Origin of the sequence: Nocardia gamkensis NBRC 108242, from assembly GCF_001612985.1 — a bacterium.
GTDB lineage: Bacteria > Actinomycetota > Actinomycetes > Mycobacteriales > Mycobacteriaceae > Nocardia > Nocardia gamkensis.
Genome location: NZ_BDBM01000019.1, coordinates 35119 through 55609 on the forward strand (window position 1 = coordinate 35119; position 20491 = coordinate 55609).

Genomic DNA, 20491 nt, shown 5'->3' on the forward strand with positions numbered 1-20491 from the left:
GTCAAGCTCCGTCGAGCAGCAGGTGGGAGAGCCGATCGCTGACCTTGCGCGGCACCGGCACCGGCGGCACCTCGCCCGCACCGCGGGTGATGGTCTGCTCGACCACGTCGTCGTCGAGGTCGAGGTGGTCGAGCACCAGCCGCACGGCGTGCTCGATGCCGATGTACCGCTTGGGCAGCATCGACAGCGTCTTGTAGGCGGCGAACGGCGCCGCGGACGGATTGAGCTGTACCACCGGCGGCAGGTCGGACCAGCGCCGTGGCGCGAGATCCTCGCGGCGCCACGGTTGCGGATCCGCCACGGCGGCACCGTGATAGCGCAGCATGCCGAGCCGCAGCAGATGCCAGACGGCGGCCAGGAACGGGCACGACCAGCGAGTGACCGTCACCCCGTCGACGACGTGCCTGCTCCACAACTCCACGTCGAGGAAGATCGAATGCTCCCGGCGGCCGAACTCCTCCGGTGGCCGATAGGTACGCCGGCGCATGGCTTGATTGTGTTCGTCCTCCGAGGAGCGGCGTCCGTTGCACAGCCAGCCCGATTCCGCGGTCGGCGGCCTGCGGCCGGTACTCGGCGGCGCGGGCTCGGCGACGATACGCGCGGCCACCATCTCCGCCACGGGAATCGGCTCACCGAACGCCACACCCTCGACGAACTTCGAGGCCCGCCAGCAGCCGGACTCGCGCGCCAGGTAGTCGATGACCAGTCCGGATTCGTCCGCGGCGTCCAGCAGCTTGGTGAGGATGGCGGAGGGATCGGTGTCGGGATGGAAGTAGTCGTCGATCAGATAGCAGGTGCTCACGCGGGCGTTCGGGCCGAACTGCACCTTGGCCGACTCGATGAAGGCCGACACCAAGGGCACGATGCGGCGGAACTCCGCGGTGACCCGCTCGATATCGGAGGTGATCTCGTTGAGGTAGAAGTGCCCTACCTCGATAGATAAGTGCGACAACGGAACCGAAGCGATCCGAGGCTGCTCGGTCGCCTCGCTGTAGCCCTGTGTATCCCGCATCTACAGCCTCTCCCACGTGGCGATGTCGACCAGTCGGCGAGCCAGTTCGGCATAGGCCAGCGCGGTCTCGGCGTTGGCGATCTGGGCGTTCACGTCGGCGTCGAGGATGAGCTGTTCGCGCCGCTGCAACACCGGTTCCATCGGGGTGTCGCCGAGCTTCGCGGTCGCGCCGAGCCGTTTGGCGGTGGCCAGCCGCCGCAACGCGGTGTCCTGCTCTTGCAGCCACGCCGCCTGCGCCGGGCGCTGGGCCACCCCATCCCAGTTGGAGTCGGGCACGGCGGTGCGCACATAACGCACCGAGCCGAGCAACTCCTCCGGGTCGTGGCCGCATTCGGCGCCCGCCTTCAGCAGACCGTGCGGGCCGTACACCAGACCGGCGGCGGCCACGATGTGCTGGCGAGTCCAGCGGTGGAAGATCAACCAGCGGGCGGTGCGCCTGCGCAGTTGCGGCGACGCGGTGGCCTGGAGAGCGATCTGCAGGGCGGCCGACCGGCCCGCGCTGAGATCCACGATCACCACGCGGAACTCCTGATCCAGCGCCACCAGCAGTTCCGCGCAGCGCTCCACCACGGCGTCGTCACCGGTGAGGAACTCCGCGCCGCCCTCGTCGCCGGGCAGCAGCACCAACCGGCCGGAGTTGGGACCGATCCGGCGCAGGTCCGGCCGATCGGTCGCCGAGCCCACATCGACGCGGGCCACGGTTCCGCTCTCGCCGAGCAGGTAGGAATGCACGCCGCCGCGCGGCACGCCGCGTTCGGCCGCACCGATCTCGAACAGCGCACCGGCGGTGGGCGAGCCGAGGTCGAAGTCGGCGTAGGCGACGTCGAGGCCGGAAAGACACAGCCGGTAGGCGATGTTGCAACTGGTCACCGAGCGTCCGGTGCCGCCCTTGTCGGAGGTGGAGAACACCAGCATGCCTGGCCCCTACCGCGTCGCGTCCCGGCGGGCGTACGCCAGTTCGTCGAGCTGGACCAACGCCTGGGTGGCGAGGCTGTACGCGGTGCCTGGACGCTCGCGCAGCACCCGGCGGGCTCGGTCGAGCGATTGCCGGATGCGGGTGACCGCGGCCTGTTTCGGCGAGGAGTCCTGGCCCTCGACCTCCAGTTCCTCCTGATTGAGCAGATGCTCGGCCTCGCTGAGCAGGTCCACCGCGCGGGCGACCATCGCCTGGGGGGCCAGCGGGGGTTGCTCGAAAGTGCTGTACGCGATGACCAGGCACTCCATCATTCGCTCGGTGACGAACCAGGACGGCCCGTCCAATCGCGTGTCCGCCGCGCCGACCACCCGGCCGATGTCGTCCCACAGGCCGATCACCGGGCCGTCCCGCAGCACTCGCTGGTCGAGATGATCCATCGCGGCCTCGGCCAGCGCCATCAGCCGGTCGCGGGTGTCCACGTCGGTGCGCAGGCGCGCGGCCTGCAGGCAGCGTTTGAGCAGCATGGTCGCGAAATCCGGCACGTACCAGACCAATTGGGTTCCCTCTGCGGCGTCCTCGCTGCCCGCCAGGTTCAGGCGCACACCCGGATAGTGCAGCGGCGCTGCGGGATCACCCACGGTGAACCGGCTGGTGATGCGTCCGCGGCGGGCCAGTTGGTCGAGCACCGCCACCGTGCGGGTCAGATCCTCGGTGCTCTCCCGATAGACCAGGTCCTGGATCAGCATGGCGGTGACCACGAGACTGAAATACTCCGATTCCTCGCCGTCGGCGGTGCGCCACGGGATGTCCTCCAGCGGCCAGCGGCCGTTGCCGAAGCGAGCCACCCTCGACCAGTAGTTGCGGGTCAGCTCGAAGCGCAGTTGCAGCGCGTCGGCGAGAGTGCGCTGCTCGTCGGTCAGCAGATCGAGTTCCCGGATGCGCTGCGACGACAGGTCGATGATGCCGTCGAGGGCGACAGCGGTGAAATACAGGTACGGACGGGGCTCGGCGTGCCCGGTCGCGCTGCTGACCCGGCCCGGCACGAGGTCGATGGGTTCGGCGCTGCGCACGATGCCCCAGCTCCAGCCGCATTCGAACAGCCGCCCGTCGTCGGCGATATCGACCTCGGTGGTCTGGCTGAGCCTGACCTCGTTGGCCGCCTGCACCCGTAGGCGTTCCAGCTGGGCCGACAGCCGTTCGATGATCTCGTCGGGCGGCGTGCGGGTCTGGTTGAGCATGTAGATGATCGACTGCCCGAACTCGGTGTTCGGCTCCGGTGTGTGGATGACGAAACTGCGGACCAGGCCCGCCATCGCGGCGGTGAGCCGCGCGCTGACCAGCTCGATCACCGCGGGGATCCGCGCGCGCAATTGCCGGGCCTCCAGCCGGACCTCGCCGCTGACGAAGCGCAGGAATCCGCGCAGGAACCGCAGCGCCGCGATGCACAGGCTCAGCGACATCGAGTAGGAGTCGACCACCTCCACCGCCGATTGCGCGTCGGTGAGCGTGCCGCCGTCGCCGGAGCGCAGGTAGGAGCCGCTGGCGAAGACCGGCTCGCCATCGGGTCCGGTGTAGCGGCGCAGGTATTCCTCCACCAGGGCGACCAGAACCCCGCCGATGCGGGTCTCCTCGCCGAACGGGGCGAGCGCGGACCTGACGTCGGGACTCATGTCGTTCGGTTGGTCCAGCGCGAACGCTTCGATCTCGGTCGCGGGATACAACAGGCACAGCAGCTGCTCGGCGTCGCTGATGGAATTGGCGCCGTCGCGTCCGCCCCAGATCCAGGTTCCGTCCGGATAGGAACAGGCGAGCACCGCTCGCCACAGCTCGAGCAACTGCTGCCTCGGCCGAATCCTCATCTGCTGTCGGACCTCGCCCCCGCGTTCGACCGGCCGCGCCGGACGTCGTTACATAGAGTGTGCCCCGCGGATGTTCACTTGGCCAAGCACAGTTTACGGGGGCACGGTTTGCTACGAATTGTCTTGCGGGCCATGTTCTTCGCGATCACGCGGCGAGAACGATCGCGGCCTGCGATCCGGCGTCACTCCCGTCCCGCGGTGAGGGCGGTGATCACCGCCCGGAACTCCGCGGTCTGGAAGGACAGATCCTCCGCGGTGGTCGCGTAGTCCAGGGTTGCCAGCACCGCGCGTTCCAAGTGCAGGTTCAGCAGGCGCTTGGTGCTCTCGACCGCTTGGCGTGGCAATTCCAGGATGCGTTTCGCGCAGGCCAGCGCCTCGGTGCGCGGATCGGCGACCACGTGGTTGACCAAGCCCATCTCGCGGGCCCGCGCGGCGGGGATCTTCGCGCCGGTGAGCGCGTACTCCTTGGCCAGCAGCAGGCTGGTGTGCAGCGGCCAGGTCAGCGGGCCACCGTCCGCGGCGACCAGGCCGACCTGGACATGCGGGTCCTTCAGGTAGGCGGTCTCGGCGATGTAGGCGATGTCGCTCAGGGCGACGAGGCTGCAGCCGAGGCCCACCGCGGGGCCGTTCACCGCCGCCACCACCGGCACCCGGCACCGGGCCATGCCGAGCACGATGTCGCGGCCGTGCGCGATCGTCTTGGCGCGCAGCTCGGCATCGCTGCCCAGCTCGGCGAGATAGGCGAAGTCCCCGCCCGCCGAGAACGCCTTGCCCGCGCCGGTGAGCACCGCGACGCGCGCCTCCCGGTCGTCGGACAGGCGGGGCCAGAGGCGGGCCAGACCGGTGTGCAGGTCGTCGTTGACGGCGTTGAGCGCGTCGGGCCGGTTGAGCGTGATGATGCGGATCGGTCCGTCGGCTTCGACGTGGATCTCTTCCGGCAAGTCGTACATGGTCAAACTCCTAATCCGAGGATGCGCGAGGCGATGATGTTCTTCTGGATCTGCGAGGTGCCGCCCATGACGCTCTGGGCGCGGCTGTAGAAGTAGCTGCCGAGCAGTTCCGGATCGTCCGTACCGCCGACGGCGAGCGCGGCGTGCCCGACCGACTGGTCCACCCAGGTCATGAGCAGTTTGTCCAGTGAGCCGTCGGGACCGTGCACCACGCCGTCCAGCTGTTCGGACAGCCGCCGCCGCACGTGCAAGCGCAGCATCTCGGTCTGCACCGCCGCCCAGGACAGTTCCTCCGGCGCGCGACCGTCGAGCCGGGAAGCCAACTCGCGCACCAGTTTTCCGTAACGGGCCGCGTACCCGAGGGTGGACGGCTCGCGTTCGTGCCCGACGACGGTCATCGCCAGCTTCCAGCCGTCACCGGGCTCGCCGACCATCTGATCGGCGGGCACCGTCGCACCGTCGAAGAGCACTTGCCCGAACTCCCTGGTGACACCGCTGATCATGGCCAGCGGCCGCTGCTGCACGCCGGGCTGGGCCATGGCGATCACGAACGCCGAGATGCCTTTGTGCCGTGGCGCGTGCGGGTCGGTCCTGGCCAGCAGCAGACACCAGTCGGCGACGTCGGAGTAGCTGGTCCAGATCTTGTGGCCGTGCACCACATAGTGGTCGCCGTCGCGGGTCGCGGTGGTGCGCAGCGCGGCGAGGTCGGAGCCCGCGCCCGGCTCACTGAAGCCCTGGCACCAGCGCTGGGTGCCGTCGATCATGCCGGGCAGGAAGCGGCGCTGCAGTTCCTTGCTGCCGTGGCGGCCCAAGCCCTGCACGAGGTAGCCGAGGCTGGGCCGCGGCGGCGCACCGGCGAGCGCGAGTTCCTCGTCCACGATCACGTCGTAGACCGGTGGCAGCTCGTGTCCGCCGAATTCCTTCGGCCAGGACAACCCGAAGAATCCCGCCGCGTACAGCGCGCGATGCCATTCGCCCTGGCGCGCCCAGTAGTCGTCGCCCGAAGTCGGGAACTGCCCCGCCGTCTCGGCCAGCCAGGCGCGCAGCCGCGCGCGGAATTCGGCCTCCTGCGATGAATCACGAAAGTCCAAGGTCGATCTCCTCCAGGCGGACGGGGAACAGTTCGGTCGAGACCAGCGCGCGCCGCAGGTAGACGTGGGCGAGGCACTCCCAGGTGTTGCCGATGCCGCCGTGCACCTGGATCGAGGTCTCGCAGACGGTGCGGGCGGCCCGTGCGGTGTAGACCTTGGCGATCCGCGCGGCCTGTAGTGCTCGCGCCGGAGCCAATTCGTCGACCGCCCAGGCCGCGTGCCGCAACACGCTGATCGCCCCTTCGATCAGCGCGCGATTCTCGGCCAGCAGATGCGCCACGGCTTGGTAGGACCCGATCGCGCGGCCGTACTGCTCGCGGACCTTCGCGTACTCGACGGCGAGATCCTGCGCGCCGCGGGCGGCGCCGAGCAGGTCGGCGGTGGTCGCGGTGACGGCCAGCGCGTGCCATCGGGTGGCCTCCTCGGCCGCGAGTTCCCCGATGTGCCTGCGTTCGTCCGCGACCGTCGCGGTGCGCCGGGTCAGATCCGCGCCGGGCAGTGTGGCACCCAGTGGTGCGGCCAGGACCTGCTCGCCTGCGACGAGTAGCGCCCCTTCGCTGCCGCGCGCGTCGACGGCGCGGTCACCGACCGCGATCGTCCAGCCGCGATCGTCGGCGCCGCAGCGCCTGCGCAGGTCGTCGGCAAGCACCGGGCCGAGGAAGGCGACGTCGACCAGACCGCGGCCGAACTCCTCGGCCACGATCGCGACCTCGACCCCGGAGGCGCCGTCGGTGCGCAGGGCGCGCCAGCCGGTGGCCGCGACCGTTCGTTCCAGGCGCGCGAGGCGGGGCTCCTCGTCGAGACCCGCGACCGACCCGGGGCCGAGGTCGTCGGCCAATTTCGCCGCGGCATCGCGCAATTGCCGTTGTTCACTCGTCAGACGGACGTCCATAGCGCTCCTTCAGTACTCGGCGCAGCGCCTTGCCCGAGGGCAGGCGCGGGATCTCGGGCACGAACACGACGCGGCGCGGCCGCTTGTACCGGGCCAGGCGCTCGCCGACCAGGGCGATCAGCTCGTCGGCGGTGACCGACTCCGCGCAGGCCACCGCCGCGACGATCGCCTCGCCGTCCGCGGTGTCGGGCTCACCGAACACGGCGCAGTCGGTCACCTCCGGGTGACCGTGCAGCACGGCCTCGATCTCGGCGGGCGCCACTTGGAAACCGCGCACCTTGATCATCTCCTTGGCCCGGTCGGTGAGCCGGATCCAGCCTTCGTCATCGACGTAACCGACATCGCCGGTGCGGTACCAGCCGTCGTCGAAGGCGCGGGCGGTCTCCTCGGCGGGAAGGTAGCCGGCCATCACCGACTCCGCGCGGCATTGGATCTCGCCGATCTCCCCGGGCGGCAGGACTTCTCCGGTGTCCAGCGCGACCACCCGTACGCGCACGCCGGGTGCGGCCTTGCCCACCGTGTCCAGCCGCGCGTCGTCCAGCGGGTTGCACGCGATCACCGGTAACTCGCTCGCGCCGTAGGCGGGCACCCAGCGCACTCCCGTGCGCCGGGTGACGGTCTCGGCCACGCCGACCGTCACCGGCGTCGCGCCCCACATGATGTAGCGCAGCGAACCGAGGTCGTAGGACTCGAGCTGCGGGTGCCCGGCGAGGGCGAGAGCGATGGGCGCGACGGCCATTTCGACGGTGATCCGGTCGTCCTGGATGCAGCCGAGCATCGTCTCGAGGTCGAAGCGGCGGTGCAGGCGCATCCACGCGCCCGTTCGCAGCGCGGTCACGATGTTGAGCAACCCCAGGATGTGCGAGGGCGGGGTGGCGATCTGGATCCGGTCGCTCGCGGTGAGGCCGAGAACCTCGGTCCACTGGCGCACCGCGACCGCCAGCGACGCGTGGGTGTGCCGCACCGCCTTCGGCATTCCGGTGGTGCCGGAACTGAACACCAGCACGGCGTCCGAGGCCGGGTCCGGCGGCGCATCGCCGCGACGGGCGGGGACGATCGGCGCGTCCAGGTGCCGCATCGGCAGCACCTCGGCCAGCACCGGATTGTCGCCGACGCCCTGGCTCGGCCCGGCGACCGCCACCGCGTGCGCGACCTCGTCGTGCTTCCACGCCGGGCTGATCAGCACCGCCGCGGCGCCCAGCCGCCAGATGGCCAGCACCGCGACGACGAACTCCGGCCGGTTCGACGACATGAGCGCGACGCGGTCTCCGGCGCGCACTCCGCGCTCGGCCAGTTCGGACGCCAGACCGGCCGCGAGATCGTCGAGTTCGGTCCTCGGGTAGGCCCGCCCCTCGAAGACGAGCGCGCTCGAAGCGGTGGTCGAGAGCATTTGAGAGATCCCGTCTCGTGAGTGAGAATATAATTCTCATTCGGATAGAATCTTCATACCAGGAGGACGCGGTCCATGGCGAGACCCTCTTTGTTCCAGCGCGCGACCGTGACCCGGATCGTGAAGGAGAGCGCCGACGCGCGCACGTTCGTGCTCGCGCCGCACGACGGGCCGATCCCCTACCGCGCCGGCCAGTTCTGCACGTTCAAGATCGCCGTGAACGGGACGGAGCTGTTCCGGTCGTACTCGATGTCCAGCGCGCCGGAGACCGACGGCGAATTGATGACGACGGTCAAGCGGGTGCCGGGTGGGGCCGTGTCGAATTGGATGCACGACCATCTCTCCGAGGGTGACGAGGTGGAGATGACCAAGGCGGCGGGGCGCTTCTGCCTGCGCGAGACCGAGGTACCGTTGCTGGGCTTCAGCGGCGGCAGCGGCATCACGCCGATCCTGTCGCTCACCAAATGCGCGTTGGCCACCACGGGGCGGCGGGTCCGGCTGCTGTGCGCCGACCGCGACGCCGATTCGGTGCTCTTCGAAGCGATTTTGACCGAGCTGGCGCGGCGCTACCCGGATCGGCTCGAGGTGGTCCGGCACCTGGACGCCGAAAGCGGCTTCCTCGACCCCACGGCGGTGCGCGCCTTCGTCGGGACCGATGGCCACGCCGATAACTACGTCTGCGGACCCGAGGCGTTCATGGAGATGGTCGAACTGGCGCTCCCGGGTCCGGGGGTGGTGTTCAGCGAGCGGTTCGGTGCGCCCGCGCCCCTTCCCGACGCTGTGGACGCCGCCCCGGCCGACAGCGTGACCCGCCCGTCTACGGCTCCTTCCGCACCGCCCGTGGCGGCGGGCGCCGTGACGATCATCCTCAACGGCAAGAAGAAGACGGTGCCACGCAAGGACGGCGAGACTCTGCTGGAGAGCGCCCGCCGGGGCGGGCTGGCCCCGCCGTTCTCGTGCGAGGCGGGCAACTGCGCCACCTGCATCGCCAAGGTGACCACCGGAAGCGCGACGCTACGCCAGAACAACGCACTGACCGATGACGAACTGGAAGACGGCTACGTGCTCACCTGCCAGGCCGTACCGGACACCGACTCGATCACCGTCGACTACGAGTGAGCGGCGAGGCGGGTCCGCGCAGTCGGGTTCCGCCTCGACATCGGCTGTGCCGCCGCGGCACCCGACCGCACTGTCCCGACGCGCAACTGCGCCGTCGGCGTGGGACGAGCGCGCCGCGTCGAGTCGGCCCGAGCATGCGGCGCGCGGCGCGGTCGCCCCCACCGAATCCGGCGGCGCGCTTTTCAGCCCCCGTGCTGGCCCAGTAGAGGTGGCGGCGCGTACTGCGGCTCATAGCCCGCGATCCGGATCGGGCTGCCGACGAGCCGGAAGTCCCCCGCCGTCACCACGGCCTCCGGGCTCGCCTCCAGCGCCTCCGGCAGGTCACGGACCGCGGCGGCGGGAATTCCGAGCGGGCGCAGCCGCGCTTCCCATCCGGTCGCGGTGTCGGCCGTGAGAGCGGCGGTCACCGCGGCCAGCACCTCGACGCGACTGGTCACCCGGTCGGCCATCAACTCGAATCCGTCGACACCCGCCTCCGCGGCGAAGGTCTTCCAGAACCCGTCGTGGGTGACGAACAACGCGAGATAACCCTCGGCGGTCGGAAAGATCTGCGCCGGAACGTAATACGAATGCGCCCCATAAGGGCGGCGCTGCGGCCGCTTGCCGTCGTTCAGGTAGGCGGCGGCATGGTAGTTCAGTTGCGAGAGCATGACTTCGAACAGCGACACGTCGACCTGGCCGCCACGACCGGAGACGATCTGCGCCAGCAGCCCCAGCGCCGCCGTGAGACCGGTCGAGTTGTCCGCCGACGAGTACCCCGGCAGCGTCGGCGGGCCCGCGGGATCACCGGTGAGGGCGGCGATCCCGGCCGCCGCCTGGATCACGTAGTCGAAGGCCGGATCGTCGCCGCCGTACAGGCCGTAGCCGGTGATCGCGACACAGACGATCTTCTCGTTCCACCGGCGCAACGCCTCGTAGGTCAGACCGAGCCGCCGGATCGCCGAGGGTTTGAGGTTCACCAGCAGCGCGTGTGACCCGGCGACGAGTTCGCCGAGCCGCGCTTGTCCCTGCTCGGTGCTCAATTCCACGCGGATACTGCGTTTTCCGCGGTTCAGGCTGGCGAAGTAGCTGTCGCTCACCTGACGGGAGATGTCGCCGCCCGCCGGTTCCAGTTTGGTGACTTCGGCGCCCAGATCGGCGAGCATCATGGTGGCGTACGGGCCTGCCAGCATGGTCCCCACCTCCAGGATCCGGATCCCGGCCAGCGGCCCCGCTCCCGCAGGACTCACCGCGACTCCCTGGCGAGTTCGGCGATCATCTCCCGCGTGCGCTGCTTGGACGCCACCAGTTCGTCCCGGGTTTCGCCGATCGGCAGCAGCCGCACCGAGACATCCGTGGCGCCCGCCTCCGCGTAGCGGCGCAATCCGGCCGCGATCTGCGCTTCGTCGCCGGCCAGGCACAGGTCGCCGATGTCACGGGCGTCGCCTTGGTCGAGCAACCGTTGGTAGTTGGGGGAGATCTCGGCCTCGCCCAGGATGCGGTTGGCCCGCTCGCGCGCCTCGTCTACCCGGCCGGGCTCGCACAGGCACACCGGCAGTCCGGCGACCACACGCGGAGCCGGACGGCCCGCATCGGCCGCCGCTTTGCTGATCTTCGGGACGACGTGATCGGCGATCGCGCGCTCGTCGGCCATCCACAGCACGGTGCCGTCGGCTTGTTCGCCCGCGATGCGCAGCATCACCGGTCCCAGCGCGGCGACCAGCACCGGCACGGGCGCCACCGGCCCGAGATCGAGCGGGTTGTGCACGGTGAACGTCGCGTTCTGCACGTCCACCCGGCCCGGCCCGCGCAATCCGGCGTGCAGCACCTCGAGGTAGTCGCGGGTGTAGGCGGCCGGTTTGTCATAGGGCAGGCCGAGCATGTCCCGCACGATCCAGTGGTGCGACGGGCCCACGCCAAGCGCCAGCCTGCCCCCGGCCGCGGCATGCGCCGAAAGCGCCTGCCGCGCCAAGGCGATCGGATGTTGCGTCTGTAAGGGCACGACCGCGGTGCCCAACTCGATCCGGGAAGTGCGCAGTCCCATCGCGGCGATCGTGATCAGCGCGTCGAAATCGGTGGGGATCTGCGGAATCCACGCCGTGCCCAGACCCGCCGACTCCGCCCACTCGATGTCGCGCAGCATCCGTTCGAGCTTGCGCCCCGAATCGCCCTTCTCCGGCCCGATCATCACTCCGATGCGCACGATTCCTCCAAGCTGTCCGAAGTCGGCACCCGGCCGGTCATGGGGCCGGGTGCCCGGTCAACGCGCGGATCTCGGTGACGAGCGTCTCCAGCGGAGTGCTCGTCGGAAAAACCGCTGCCGCACCGGCTTCCAGTAACCGCGGCACGTCCGCCTGCGGGATGGTTCCACCGACCACTACCGCGATGTCGCTCGCGTCAGCGGCGCGCAACGCGTCCACCACACGGGTGGTGAGCGCGACGTGCGCGCCGGAGAGAATGCTCAGGCCGACGACGGCCACATCCTCTTGCAGCGCGATGGCGACAATGTCCTCCACACGTCGGCGGATTCCGGTGTAGATGACCTCGAATCCGGCGTCGCGCAGCGTGCGGGCGACGATCTTGGCGCCGCGATCGTGCCCGTCCAGCCCCGGTTTGGCGACCAGCACACGAGCGGGCATCAGAACACCACCGGCTGCTGGAATTCGCCCCACACCGACTTCAGCGCGGCGGTCATCTCGCCGACCGTGCAATAGGCGTTCGCGCAATCGATGAGGCGATGCATGAGGTTCTCGTCTCCTTCCGCGGCGCGCGAGAGAGCGGCCAGGGTGTCGCGGACGGTCCCGGCGTCGCGCTCGGATCGCACGCGGGCCAGCCGCTTCAACTGCCGTTCGCGCCCGTCGGCGTCGAGTTCGTAGGTGCCGATGTCCGGCGCGGGCTCGTCGGAGACGAACTTGTTCACCCCGACCACCGGGCGCTCACCCGATTCCACCGCCTGGTGCAGCCGGTAAGCCTCGTCGGCGATCAGGCCCTGCAAGTACCCGTCCTCGATACAGCGCACCATGCCGCCGTGCTGCTCGAGGTCGTGCATGATCTCGATGATCTTGGCCTCGGTGGCGTCGGTGAGCGCCTCGACGAAGTAGGAGCCGCCGAGCGGGTCGGCCACCCTGGTCACCCCGGTCTCGTAGGCGAGCAGCTGCTGGGTGCGCAGCGCCAGCGTCGCGGATTCCTCGCTGGGCAGTGCGAACGGCTCGTCCCACGCGGCGGTGAACATCGACTGCACGCCGCCGAGCACCGAGGCCAGCGCCTCGTACGCGACGCGAACCAGGTTGTTCTGCGCTTGGGGCGCGTAGAGCGAGGCGCCGCCCGCCACGCAGCCGAAGCGGAACATCGAGGCCTTGTCGGTGGTCGCGCCGTAGCGTTCGCGCACGATGGTGGCCCACCGGCGGCGTCCGGCGCGGTATTTCGCGATCTCCTCGAAGAAGTCGCCGTGCGTGTAGAAGAAGAACGAGATCTGCGGGGCGAACTGATCGATGGTCATCCGGCCGCGTTCGATCACGGTGTCGCAGTAGGTGACGCCGTCGGCCAGCGTGAAGGCCATCTCCTGCACGGCGTTCGCGCCCGCATCGCGAAAGTGCGCGCCCGCCACCGAGATCGCGTTGAACCGCGGCACCTCGGCCGCGCAGAACTCGATGGTGTCGGCGATCAAGCGCAAGGACGGCTCCGGCGGCCAGATCCATGTGCCCCGCGAGGCGTACTCCTTGAGGATGTCGTTCTGGATCGTGCCGGTGAGCTTCGCGCGCGGCACGCCCTTCTTCTCCGCGGCCGCCACGTAGAAGGCCAGCAGGATCGCGGCGGTGCCGTTGATGGTGAAGCTGGTGCTGATCCGGTCCAGCGGGATGCCGTCGAAGAGCACTTCGGCATCGGCGAGGGTGTCCACCGCGACGCCGACCCGGCCGACTTCTTCGCTCACCTCCGGGTCGTCGGAGTCGTACCCGCACTGGGTGGGCAGATCGAGCGCGACCGACAGCCCGGTGCCGCCTTGCTCCAGCAGATACCGGTAGCGGCGGTTGGACTCCTCGGCGGTCCCGAAACCGGAGTACTGCCGGAAGGTCCACAGCCGCCCGCGGTAGCCGGTCGCGAAATTGCCGCGGGTGAAGGGGTAGGCGCCCGGAGCGGGCGGCTCATCCCGCCGGGCGTCCGGTCCGTAGCTCGGCTGCAGCGGGATCCCGGAGGAGGTCTGCACTTGGTTGTTCATCATTGAATACCGTACTTGCGAAAAATGAGAATGCCAATACCATTCGAGTGGTGCCACCGGGTCGACGCGCCCGCCACAACCGAGGAGAACGATGCCGGACCAGGACCGACAGCTGACCGATCGCACCGTGGTGGTGTCCGGCGCGAGCCGCGGCATCGGCTTGGCGATCGCCCTCGCGGCCGCCGCCGAGGGCGCGAACGTGGTGCTGCTGGCCAAGACCGCCGAGCCGCACCCCCGCCTGCCGGGCACCGTGCACACGGCGGCCGCCGAGGTGGAAGCCGCGGGCGGACGCGCCGCCGCCGTGGTCGGCGACGTGCGCGACGAAGCGGACGTGCGGCGCGTCGTCGACACCGCGGTGCGGCGGTTCGGCGGCATCGATGTGTGCGTGAACAACGCCAGTGCGATCGCCACCGAACCGACCGAGCGGCTGCCGGTCAAGAAGTTCGACCTGATGCACGACATCAACATCCGCGGCATGTTCCTGCTGACCCAGGCCTGCCTGCCGCATCTGCGCGACTCGGCCAACCCGCACGTGCTGACCATCGCGCCCCCGATCAACCTGAACCCCCGCTGGCTGGGCGCCCACCCGGCCTACACCCTCTCCAAGTACGGCATGACGCTGTTGTCGCAGGGCTGGGCAGCCGAATTCGCCGACGCCGGAATAGGTTTCAACTGCCTGTGGCCGCAGACCTATATCGCCACCTCGGCGGTCGCAGCCCTGGCCGACGGCGAGCGGCAGCTCGCGGCCGCCCGCAGCCCACGGATCATGGCCGACGCCGCCCTCGCCATCCTGACCCGGCCGGCGAAGCAGGTCACCGGCAACTGCTTCATCGACGCGGACGCGCTCTCGTTCTACGCCGGGGTGGACGATCTGTCCGGATACGGCGGCGGCGAAAACCCTACGCCGGACTTGTTTCTCGACTGAACGAGCACTCGGTCCGCGTCGGGTCGGCAACAGCACCGCCGTGGACGGCCGCCGATACGCCATTCCCGTGGTAAACCGGCCTGCGGGCAGGTACGGCCGCGCTCGGTTCGTGGCGTGTCCCGAGTCAACCGAGCGGCAGTCGTGCACGTCCCGCTCGACGAACAAGGTGGCGCGGGCCGCGTCGAACGGGCCGTGATCCACCGGGCGCGCCTCCTACGGTGGCGTCGACACTCATGGCGTCGATCGTGTACGTCAGATCCCGATGGGGTCACCGGCCTCGAGGCACATAACACCGGCATGAATGGGCCGATCGGTCGCGGACAGCGGCCGCGTGGAGCCGCCGCGCCGCACGGCGACGATCTCGGCGCCGATCGCGACGGCCGTCTCCTCCGGCGTCCGGCCGCCCAGTTCCAGGCCGATCGGCGAGTGCAGCCGCCGCAATTGCTCCTCGGTGACGCCGGCGGCGCGCAACCGGAGCCGCCGGTCCCGGTCGGCCCGGCGGGATCCCATCGCGCCCACGTAGGCCACGGGCAGGCGTAGCGCTTCGGTGAGCACCGGGACGTCGAACTTCGGATCGTGCGTGAGTACGCAGATCACCGTGCGCGCATCGACTCGCGTGCGTCGCAGATACCGCTGCGGCCAGTCGCGGACCACTTCGTCGGCGTCCGGCATCCGGGCGTGGTCGGCGAAGGCGGGACGCGCCTCACACACGGTGACGTGGTACCCGAGCAGCCGGCCGACCCGGCACAGCGCGGTGGCGAAATCGGTGGCGCCGAAGATCAGCATGCGCGGTGCGGGGGCAAAGGATTCGATGAACACCGTGCGCTCCCGGTCCGCGCAGCCCACGACGCGCACACCGGTCGCGCCGAGGTCGAGCATCGCGCGCGCCTGGCGCACCACCGCGTCATCGAACTCGGCGCCGGTGGCACTCGCGGGTCCCAGCGCGCCCACGGCGCCGGAGTCCAAGTCGCGCACGAACGTCATCGGACCGTCCGGATCGAGCGCGGCCTCGACGGCCGGATACTCGCTCGGGGTGATCCGGTGTACGAAGATCTCCAGCTCTCCGCCGCAGGTCAGGCCGACCACGAAGGCGTCGGCGTCGCTGTAGCCGAACGTCCGGCGGACGGGTTCGCCGGACGCGAGCACCTCTCGGCACAGCTCGTAGACCGCACCCTCCACGCACCCGCCCGACAGGCTGCCGCGCACATTCCCGGATCCGTCCACCGCCATGGTCGCGCCGGCCGGCCGGGGCGCGCTACCGGCCACGCGCACCACGGTGGCGAGCACGTACTCGGCGTTCGCGGCATGCCAGCGCAGCAGGTGGGTAGCGAGTTCGCGCATGGTGAACCTCTCGGCGATCGTCGCCCCGCACGGAGGCGCCTTCCGGCCGCCCCGTCCGGCGTCTTCGCCTGCCGAAGCGGTGAGAATGCTATTCTCATTCAATACTAGCGTCATAATCATTTTCGACATAGGCGGAATTGACAGCGTGCGAACCTCGATGCTAAACACGTGCTCAGCATTCGCGAGCGGCAACCGATCGGCACCCCGGCACGAGGCTTGCCCCGGCTTGGGCCCCACCCCCGATGTCCGGATTCGCCGGGGTAACAACCGCGATGCGGGCGCGCCGCCCGGCGCCCGAGGTGAACGGAGGATCAACCGGATGACTTCGCCCGAGCCGCCCCGCGGCCGATCCCGCTCGATGCACCTGCGAGCCCACCGATGACCCGGACCGAGTTCAGTACCACGACCGGTGTCGTCGGCACGCGAGTGCCGCGCATCGAGGACGCGCGCCTGGTGACCGGCAAGGGAACCTTCGTCGACGACGTGACCCGGCCGGGTATGGCACACGCGTGCTTCATCCGCAGCCCGCTCCCCCGCGCCACGATCGGCGACATCGATGTCTCCGCCGCACTCGAACTCGACGGCGTGCTGGCCGTCTACACCGCCGCGGACCTCAATTCCGGTGTCCACGAGATCTCCTACGCGCTGGACATCGTCGGCTTCCCGCCGGTGCCACGGCCGCCGCTGGCCGAGGAGGAGGTGCGGTTCGTCGGCGACCCGGTGGCCCTGGTGATCGCAATCGACCGGTATGTGGCCGAGGACGCCGCCGAACTGGTGGTCATCGACTACGAGCCACTGGAACCGGTGGTCGACTACGTCACCGCGGCGGATTCGCCGAACCTGGTGCACGCCGCGTTCGCCGGGAACTCCGCGGGCGAATTGGGCGGACGCCCCGCCGCCGATCTGGCGCCGGTGTTCGATTCAGCCGCGCATGTGGTGCGGCAGACGATCTTTCAGCAGGCATACCTGCCGGTCCCGCTGGAGACGCGCGGGATCGTGGCGGACTGGTCGGCGCCGACCGCGGAGATGACGATCTGGAGCTCCACCCAGTCACCACACGAAGTGCGCGGGTTCTGCGCCCGGCTGCTCGGGATCGCGGAACACCAGGTGCGCGTCATCGCCCGCGACACCGGCGGCGGATTCGGCCTCAAGCAGGTCCCGTTGCGCGAGGACGCCTGCGTCCTGCTGGCGGCACGCAAACTCGGCACCGCGGTGAAGTGGATCGAGGACCGCCAGGAGAACCTGATGGCCGCGGGCATGTCGCGCCATGAGCACGCCGACGTCGGGATGGCGTTCGACAGCGAAGGAAAGATCCTCGCCGCCGCCATCGACCACGTGCAGAACGTGGGCGCCTATCCGACGCCGTCGCCGCTCACCGGCGGGGTCGTGGTCGGGATCCTGTTCCCCGGGCCGTACCGGATCACGGAAGCCTCGTTCACCGCGAAATTCCGGTACTCCAACACCGTCGGCCGCCTCGCCTACCGTGGCCCGTGGCAGTTCGAATCGGTGGCCCGCGAGATCCTGCTCGACCACGCCGCCCGGCAGATCGGCATCGACCCGATCGAGCTGCGCAGGCGGAACATGCTGCGCCGTGACGAGTTGCCGTGGGCGAACCCGAACGGCATGACCTTCGACAACATCTCACCGCTGGAAACGCTGGAGCAAGCGGTCCGGATGCTGGATTACGAAGGCTTCCGCGACCTGCAACGCCGAGCCCGCACCGAAGGCCGCTACCTGGGCGTCGGCACCTGCACCTATGTGGAGCCGACCACCGGCGGCAGCCCGTTCCTGAGCACCGAGGGCGCCACCATCCGCATCGAGCCGAGCGGCAAGGTGAACGTCTACGTCGCGGGCGGCTCCGCTGGTAACAGCTTGGAGACCACCGTCGTCCAGCTCGCCGCCGACGCGCTCGGGGCGGAGCTGGCGGATGTGCGAACGATTCAGGGCGACACCGCGATCACACCGTTCGGCGGCGGTACCGGTGGCAGCCGGTCCGGCTCGATGACGGCGGGCGCGATCGCCCGCACGGCGTCGATGCTGCGGGAACGCATCCTGGCGATCGCCGCGCACCGGCTGGGCGCGAGCGCCGACGACATCGAGTTCAGCCGCAGCCGGGCCACCATCCGCGGGACGCCCGACAAGAGCCTGTCACTGGCCGAGATCGCCGAAATCGCCTACTTCCAGACCGATTCGCTGCCGCCGGGGGTGCCGCCCGGGCTGGAGGCGAGCGGACGCCACAAGACCCCGCAGCTGGCGATCTGGGCCAACGCCACCCACGTGTGCACCTGCGAGGTCGACATCGAGACCGGACAGGTGAAGCTGCTGCGCTACATCGTCAGCGAGGACTGCGGTCCGATGATCAACCCCAACGTCGTGGAAGGCCAGATCTACGGCGGCACCGTGCAGGGCATCGGCGGCGCGCTCTACGAGCATCTCGCCTACGACGAAAGCGGCAATCCGGTGGCCACCACCTTCCTGGACTACCTGCTGCCGACGGCCACCGAATCACCGACGATCGAGGTGGGGCACATCGAGACCCCGAGCCCGGGCCCCGGCAATTTCAAAGGCGTCGGCGAGGGTGGGGCCATCGGGGCCACCCCGGCCGTCCTCAACGCCGTGATCGACGCCCTGGCGCCGTTCGGGGTGGAGATCTCGAAGCTGCCGCTGTCCCCGGCCACGATCGTGACGCTGCTGGACGAGGCGCGTGCCGCCGGAAAGGGTCCCGAATGAAGCCGGCGAGCTTCGAATACCACGCACCCGCGACCGCCGAGGAGGCCGTAGCCCTCCTGGCCGATCTCGGCGACGAGGCCAAGATCATCTCCGGCGGGCAGAGTCTCGTGCCGATGCTGGCATTGCGGCTGGCCGTCTTCGAGCATCTGGTCGACCTGCGCCGCCTGGACGAGCTGCGTGGCATCGAGACCGAGGGAGATTCCGTCCGGATCGGCGCGGCGACCACCCACGCCGAGGTCGGCCGGTCCGAGGACGTTCGCCGAGGAGTGCCGCTGCTGGCCAGGGCCACTCCACTCATCGGGCACTTCCAGATCCGCAACCGGGGAACGATCGGCGGCGCTATCGCGCACGCCGACGCCGCGGCCGAATACCCCGTGGTGGCACTGACCCTCGATGCCCGCATCGAGACACTCTCGCCGCGCGGGAGGCGCACGATCCCGGCAGCCGAGTTCTTCACCGGCATGTGGACCACCGACCTGGCGCCCGACGAGCTGGTCACCGCGATCGTCTTCCCCGTGTGGCACGGCCGATGCGGCTTCGCCGTCGAGGAATTCACCCGCCGCAGTGGGGATTTCGCGATGGCGGGCGCGGCCGTGGCGGTCCGGCTGGACGCGGATTCCCGCGTCGAGCGGTGCGCGATCGGCTTGTTCGGCCTGGCGCCGACCCCGCTGCGGGCCACGCGGACCGAAGCCGAGCTGATCGGGCGTCCCGTCGACGCGACGCCGGAGGAGATCGGCCGCAGCGCGACCGCGGGACTGAACGCGATCTCGTCGGATGTGCACGGCTCCGCCGACTACCGGCGCAGGGTCGGAGCGGCAATGGTGGCGCGCGCATGGCGGCGCGCCGTAGAGGAGGCCGGGAATGACTGACGTCGACATCGAGGTGCGCATCAACGGCGCCCTCCGCCGGGACCGCGTGCCGCCCCGGCTCACCTTGGCCGACTATCTGCGCGACAAGTGCGGTCTGACCGGCACCCATCTCGGGTGCGAACACGGCGTGTGCGGCGCCTGCACGGTCATGCTCGACGGACAGGCCGTACGGGCCTGCCTGGTGTTCGCCGTGCAAGCCGACGGCGCCGAACTCACCACTGTCGAAGGCATCGCCGGACCGGACGGCGAACTGTCCCCGGTGCAGGCGGCGTTCCGGGAAAAGCACGGGTTGCAGTGCGGCTTCTGCACCCCCGGCTTCATCGTGTCGGCCACGGCCTTCCTGCGCGACAATCCCGACCCCTCCGAGACCGAGATCCGCGAGGCCATTTCCGGGAACCTGTGCCGGTGCACCGGATATCAAGGCATCGTCCGCGCGGTGCGCGCCGCCGCCGATTCGATGAACGCCGCGACCGAGACCCGCGAGGCACGCGTGAGCACCGAAGGACTTCCATGAAACTCGACAACACCTTCACCATCCCGGTTCCGGCTGCGCAGGCCTGGCAGGTGCTGCTGGATCTGGAGCGCATCGCCCCGTGCGTTCCCGGCGCCACGATCACCTCCCGGGAGGGCGACGACTTCCACGGCAAGATCAAAGTCAAGCTCGGACCCGTGGGGCTGAGCTACAGCGGCGTCATCAAAGTGGTCTCCCAGGACGAGGCCGCCGGGATCGCCGTGCTGGAGGGACGCGGCCGCGAAACCCGCGGCAACGGAACGGCCAAGGCCACCATCACCTGCCGGCTCGTCGAATCCGACGGCAGCACGGACGTTTTCGTGGACACCGATCTGGCGATCACCGGCAAGCCCGCGCAATTCGGGCGCGGCGCGCTCGCCGACGTGGCGGGCACGCTCATCGGCCAGTTCGCCACCAATCTCGCCGACGAGATCACCGCCTCGGCCACCCCGGAAGCGGACATCGTCGAAGCGGTCTCGAAAGCCGGCGACGCCGCGACACCGGCCGCCTCGCCCGCGGCGACCGCGCCGCGCAAGCCGGCCGAGCCGATCGACCTGCTCCGAACCGCCGGCGCGAGCAGCGCCACGCGCCTGAGCGGGTTGGCCTTCGTCGGTGTACTCGCCCTGCTGCTCGCCCTCCTGCTGCGTAAACGCTCCGCCCGATCGGCGCCCTGATGACCCGGAATATCGCG

Annotated in this window: 18 protein-coding genes; 6 read left to right on the forward strand and 12 right to left on the reverse strand. The window is 69.8% G+C overall.

Annotation, left to right across the window (positions count from 1 at the left end; all coding sequences use genetic code 11):
• Position 1: 1 nt before the first annotated feature.
• The 7 genes from NG1_RS17220 to NG1_RS17250 all read right to left on the reverse strand — a co-directional run bounded on the left by NG1_RS17220 (position 2) and on the right by NG1_RS17250 (position 8110).
• On the reverse strand, positions 2-1012 hold the full coding sequence (locus NG1_RS17220) for an SCO2522 family protein (protein WP_062972036.1): 1011 nt from the start codon (positions 1010-1012) through the stop codon (positions 2-4).
• Positions 1013-1927, reverse strand: a complete 915-nt coding sequence (locus NG1_RS17225; RefSeq protein ID WP_062972038.1) for an SCO2523 family variant P-loop protein — start codon at positions 1925-1927, stop codon at positions 1013-1015.
• A 9-nt stretch (positions 1928-1936) separates the two neighbouring features.
• A complete protein-coding gene (locus tag NG1_RS17230) occupies positions 1937-3787 on the reverse strand; it encodes an SCO2524 family protein (RefSeq protein ID WP_062972040.1) in 1851 nt (616 codons plus the stop codon).
• Between the two features lie 182 nt (positions 3788-3969).
• A complete protein-coding gene (locus NG1_RS17235; protein ID WP_062972042.1) occupies positions 3970-4737 on the reverse strand; it encodes an enoyl-CoA hydratase/isomerase family protein in 768 nt (255 codons plus the stop codon).
• Between the two features lie 2 nt (positions 4738-4739).
• Complete coding sequence (locus tag NG1_RS17240) at positions 4740-5828, reverse strand: acyl-CoA dehydrogenase family protein (RefSeq protein ID WP_062972043.1); 1089 nt, start codon at positions 5826-5828, stop codon at positions 4740-4742.
• Positions 5815-6720, reverse strand: coding sequence for an acyl-CoA dehydrogenase family protein (locus NG1_RS17245; RefSeq protein ID WP_062972045.1), 906 nt, complete (start codon positions 6718-6720; stop codon positions 5815-5817). Before NG1_RS17245 ends, NG1_RS17240 begins: the two co-directional genes overlap by 14 nt.
• The gene (locus NG1_RS17250) at positions 6698-8110 is read right to left on the reverse strand and encodes a class I adenylate-forming enzyme family protein (protein WP_062972047.1); all 1413 of its coding nucleotides are present in this window, start codon (positions 8108-8110) and stop codon (positions 6698-6700) included. Before NG1_RS17250 ends, NG1_RS17245 begins: the two co-directional genes overlap by 23 nt.
• A gap of 75 nt (positions 8111-8185) precedes the next feature.
• On the opposite strand from NG1_RS17250, the gene NG1_RS17255 reads away from it, so the two are divergent.
• Positions 8186-9229 (forward strand): ferredoxin--NADP reductase, encoded by a 1044-nt coding sequence (locus NG1_RS17255; protein WP_062972049.1) that lies wholly within the window; start codon positions 8186-8188, stop codon positions 9227-9229.
• Positions 9230-9411: 182 nt separating this feature from the next.
• Here NG1_RS17255 and NG1_RS17260 read toward each other — a convergent pair whose 3' ends face one another.
• Genes NG1_RS17260 through NG1_RS17275 form a run of 4 tightly spaced genes read right to left on the reverse strand, consistent with a single transcriptional unit; the run spans position 9412 to position 13424 of the window.
• Positions 9412-10458, reverse strand: a complete 1047-nt coding sequence (locus tag NG1_RS17260; RefSeq protein ID WP_062972050.1) for a CaiB/BaiF CoA transferase family protein — start codon at positions 10456-10458, stop codon at positions 9412-9414.
• Positions 10455-11411 carry an LLM class F420-dependent oxidoreductase gene (locus NG1_RS17265; protein WP_062972052.1) on the reverse strand — a complete coding sequence of 319 codons (957 nt, stop codon included), beginning with the start codon at positions 11409-11411 and terminating at the stop codon, positions 10455-10457. Before NG1_RS17265 ends, NG1_RS17260 begins: the two co-directional genes overlap by 4 nt.
• 37 nt (positions 11412-11448) lie before the next feature.
• Positions 11449-11847 (reverse strand): cobalamin B12-binding domain-containing protein, encoded by a 399-nt coding sequence (locus NG1_RS17270; protein WP_062972054.1) that lies wholly within the window; start codon positions 11845-11847, stop codon positions 11449-11451.
• Positions 11847-13424 (reverse strand): methylmalonyl-CoA mutase family protein, encoded by a 1578-nt coding sequence (locus tag NG1_RS17275; protein WP_062972208.1) that lies wholly within the window; start codon positions 13422-13424, stop codon positions 11847-11849. The genes NG1_RS17270 and NG1_RS17275 overlap by 1 nt, the downstream gene beginning before the upstream one ends.
• Before the next feature lie 91 nt (positions 13425-13515).
• Between NG1_RS17275 and NG1_RS17280 the strand changes: the two genes are divergently transcribed.
• Positions 13516-14349, forward strand: coding sequence for an SDR family oxidoreductase (locus NG1_RS17280; RefSeq protein ID WP_062972056.1), 834 nt, complete (start codon positions 13516-13518; stop codon positions 14347-14349).
• A 252-nt stretch (positions 14350-14601) separates the two neighbouring features.
• Here the strand turns inward: NG1_RS17280 and NG1_RS17285 are convergent, their stop codons facing one another.
• The gene (locus NG1_RS17285) at positions 14602-15690 is read right to left on the reverse strand and encodes an XdhC family protein (protein WP_062972058.1); all 1089 of its coding nucleotides are present in this window, start codon (positions 15688-15690) and stop codon (positions 14602-14604) included.
• 378 nt (positions 15691-16068) lie between these two features.
• Between NG1_RS17285 and NG1_RS17290 the strand changes: the two genes are divergently transcribed.
• From NG1_RS17290 to NG1_RS17305, 4 genes are read left to right on the forward strand one after another with little or no spacing between them, the layout of a single operon-like run.
• Positions 16069-18420, forward strand: a complete 2352-nt coding sequence (locus NG1_RS17290; RefSeq protein ID WP_062972060.1) for a xanthine dehydrogenase family protein molybdopterin-binding subunit — start codon at positions 16069-16071, stop codon at positions 18418-18420.
• Positions 18417-19289, forward strand: a complete 873-nt coding sequence (locus NG1_RS17295; protein ID WP_062972062.1) for an FAD binding domain-containing protein — start codon at positions 18417-18419, stop codon at positions 19287-19289. The genes NG1_RS17290 and NG1_RS17295 overlap by 4 nt, the downstream gene beginning before the upstream one ends.
• A complete protein-coding gene (locus NG1_RS17300) occupies positions 19282-19803 on the forward strand; it encodes a (2Fe-2S)-binding protein (RefSeq protein WP_062972064.1) in 522 nt (173 codons plus the stop codon). Before NG1_RS17295 ends, NG1_RS17300 begins: the two co-directional genes overlap by 8 nt.
• Positions 19800-20474 carry an SRPBCC family protein gene (locus tag NG1_RS17305; protein ID WP_062972066.1) on the forward strand — a complete coding sequence of 225 codons (675 nt, stop codon included), beginning with the start codon at positions 19800-19802 and terminating at the stop codon, positions 20472-20474. The genes NG1_RS17300 and NG1_RS17305 overlap by 4 nt, the downstream gene beginning before the upstream one ends.
• The last annotated feature ends 17 nt before the right edge of the window (positions 20475-20491 follow it).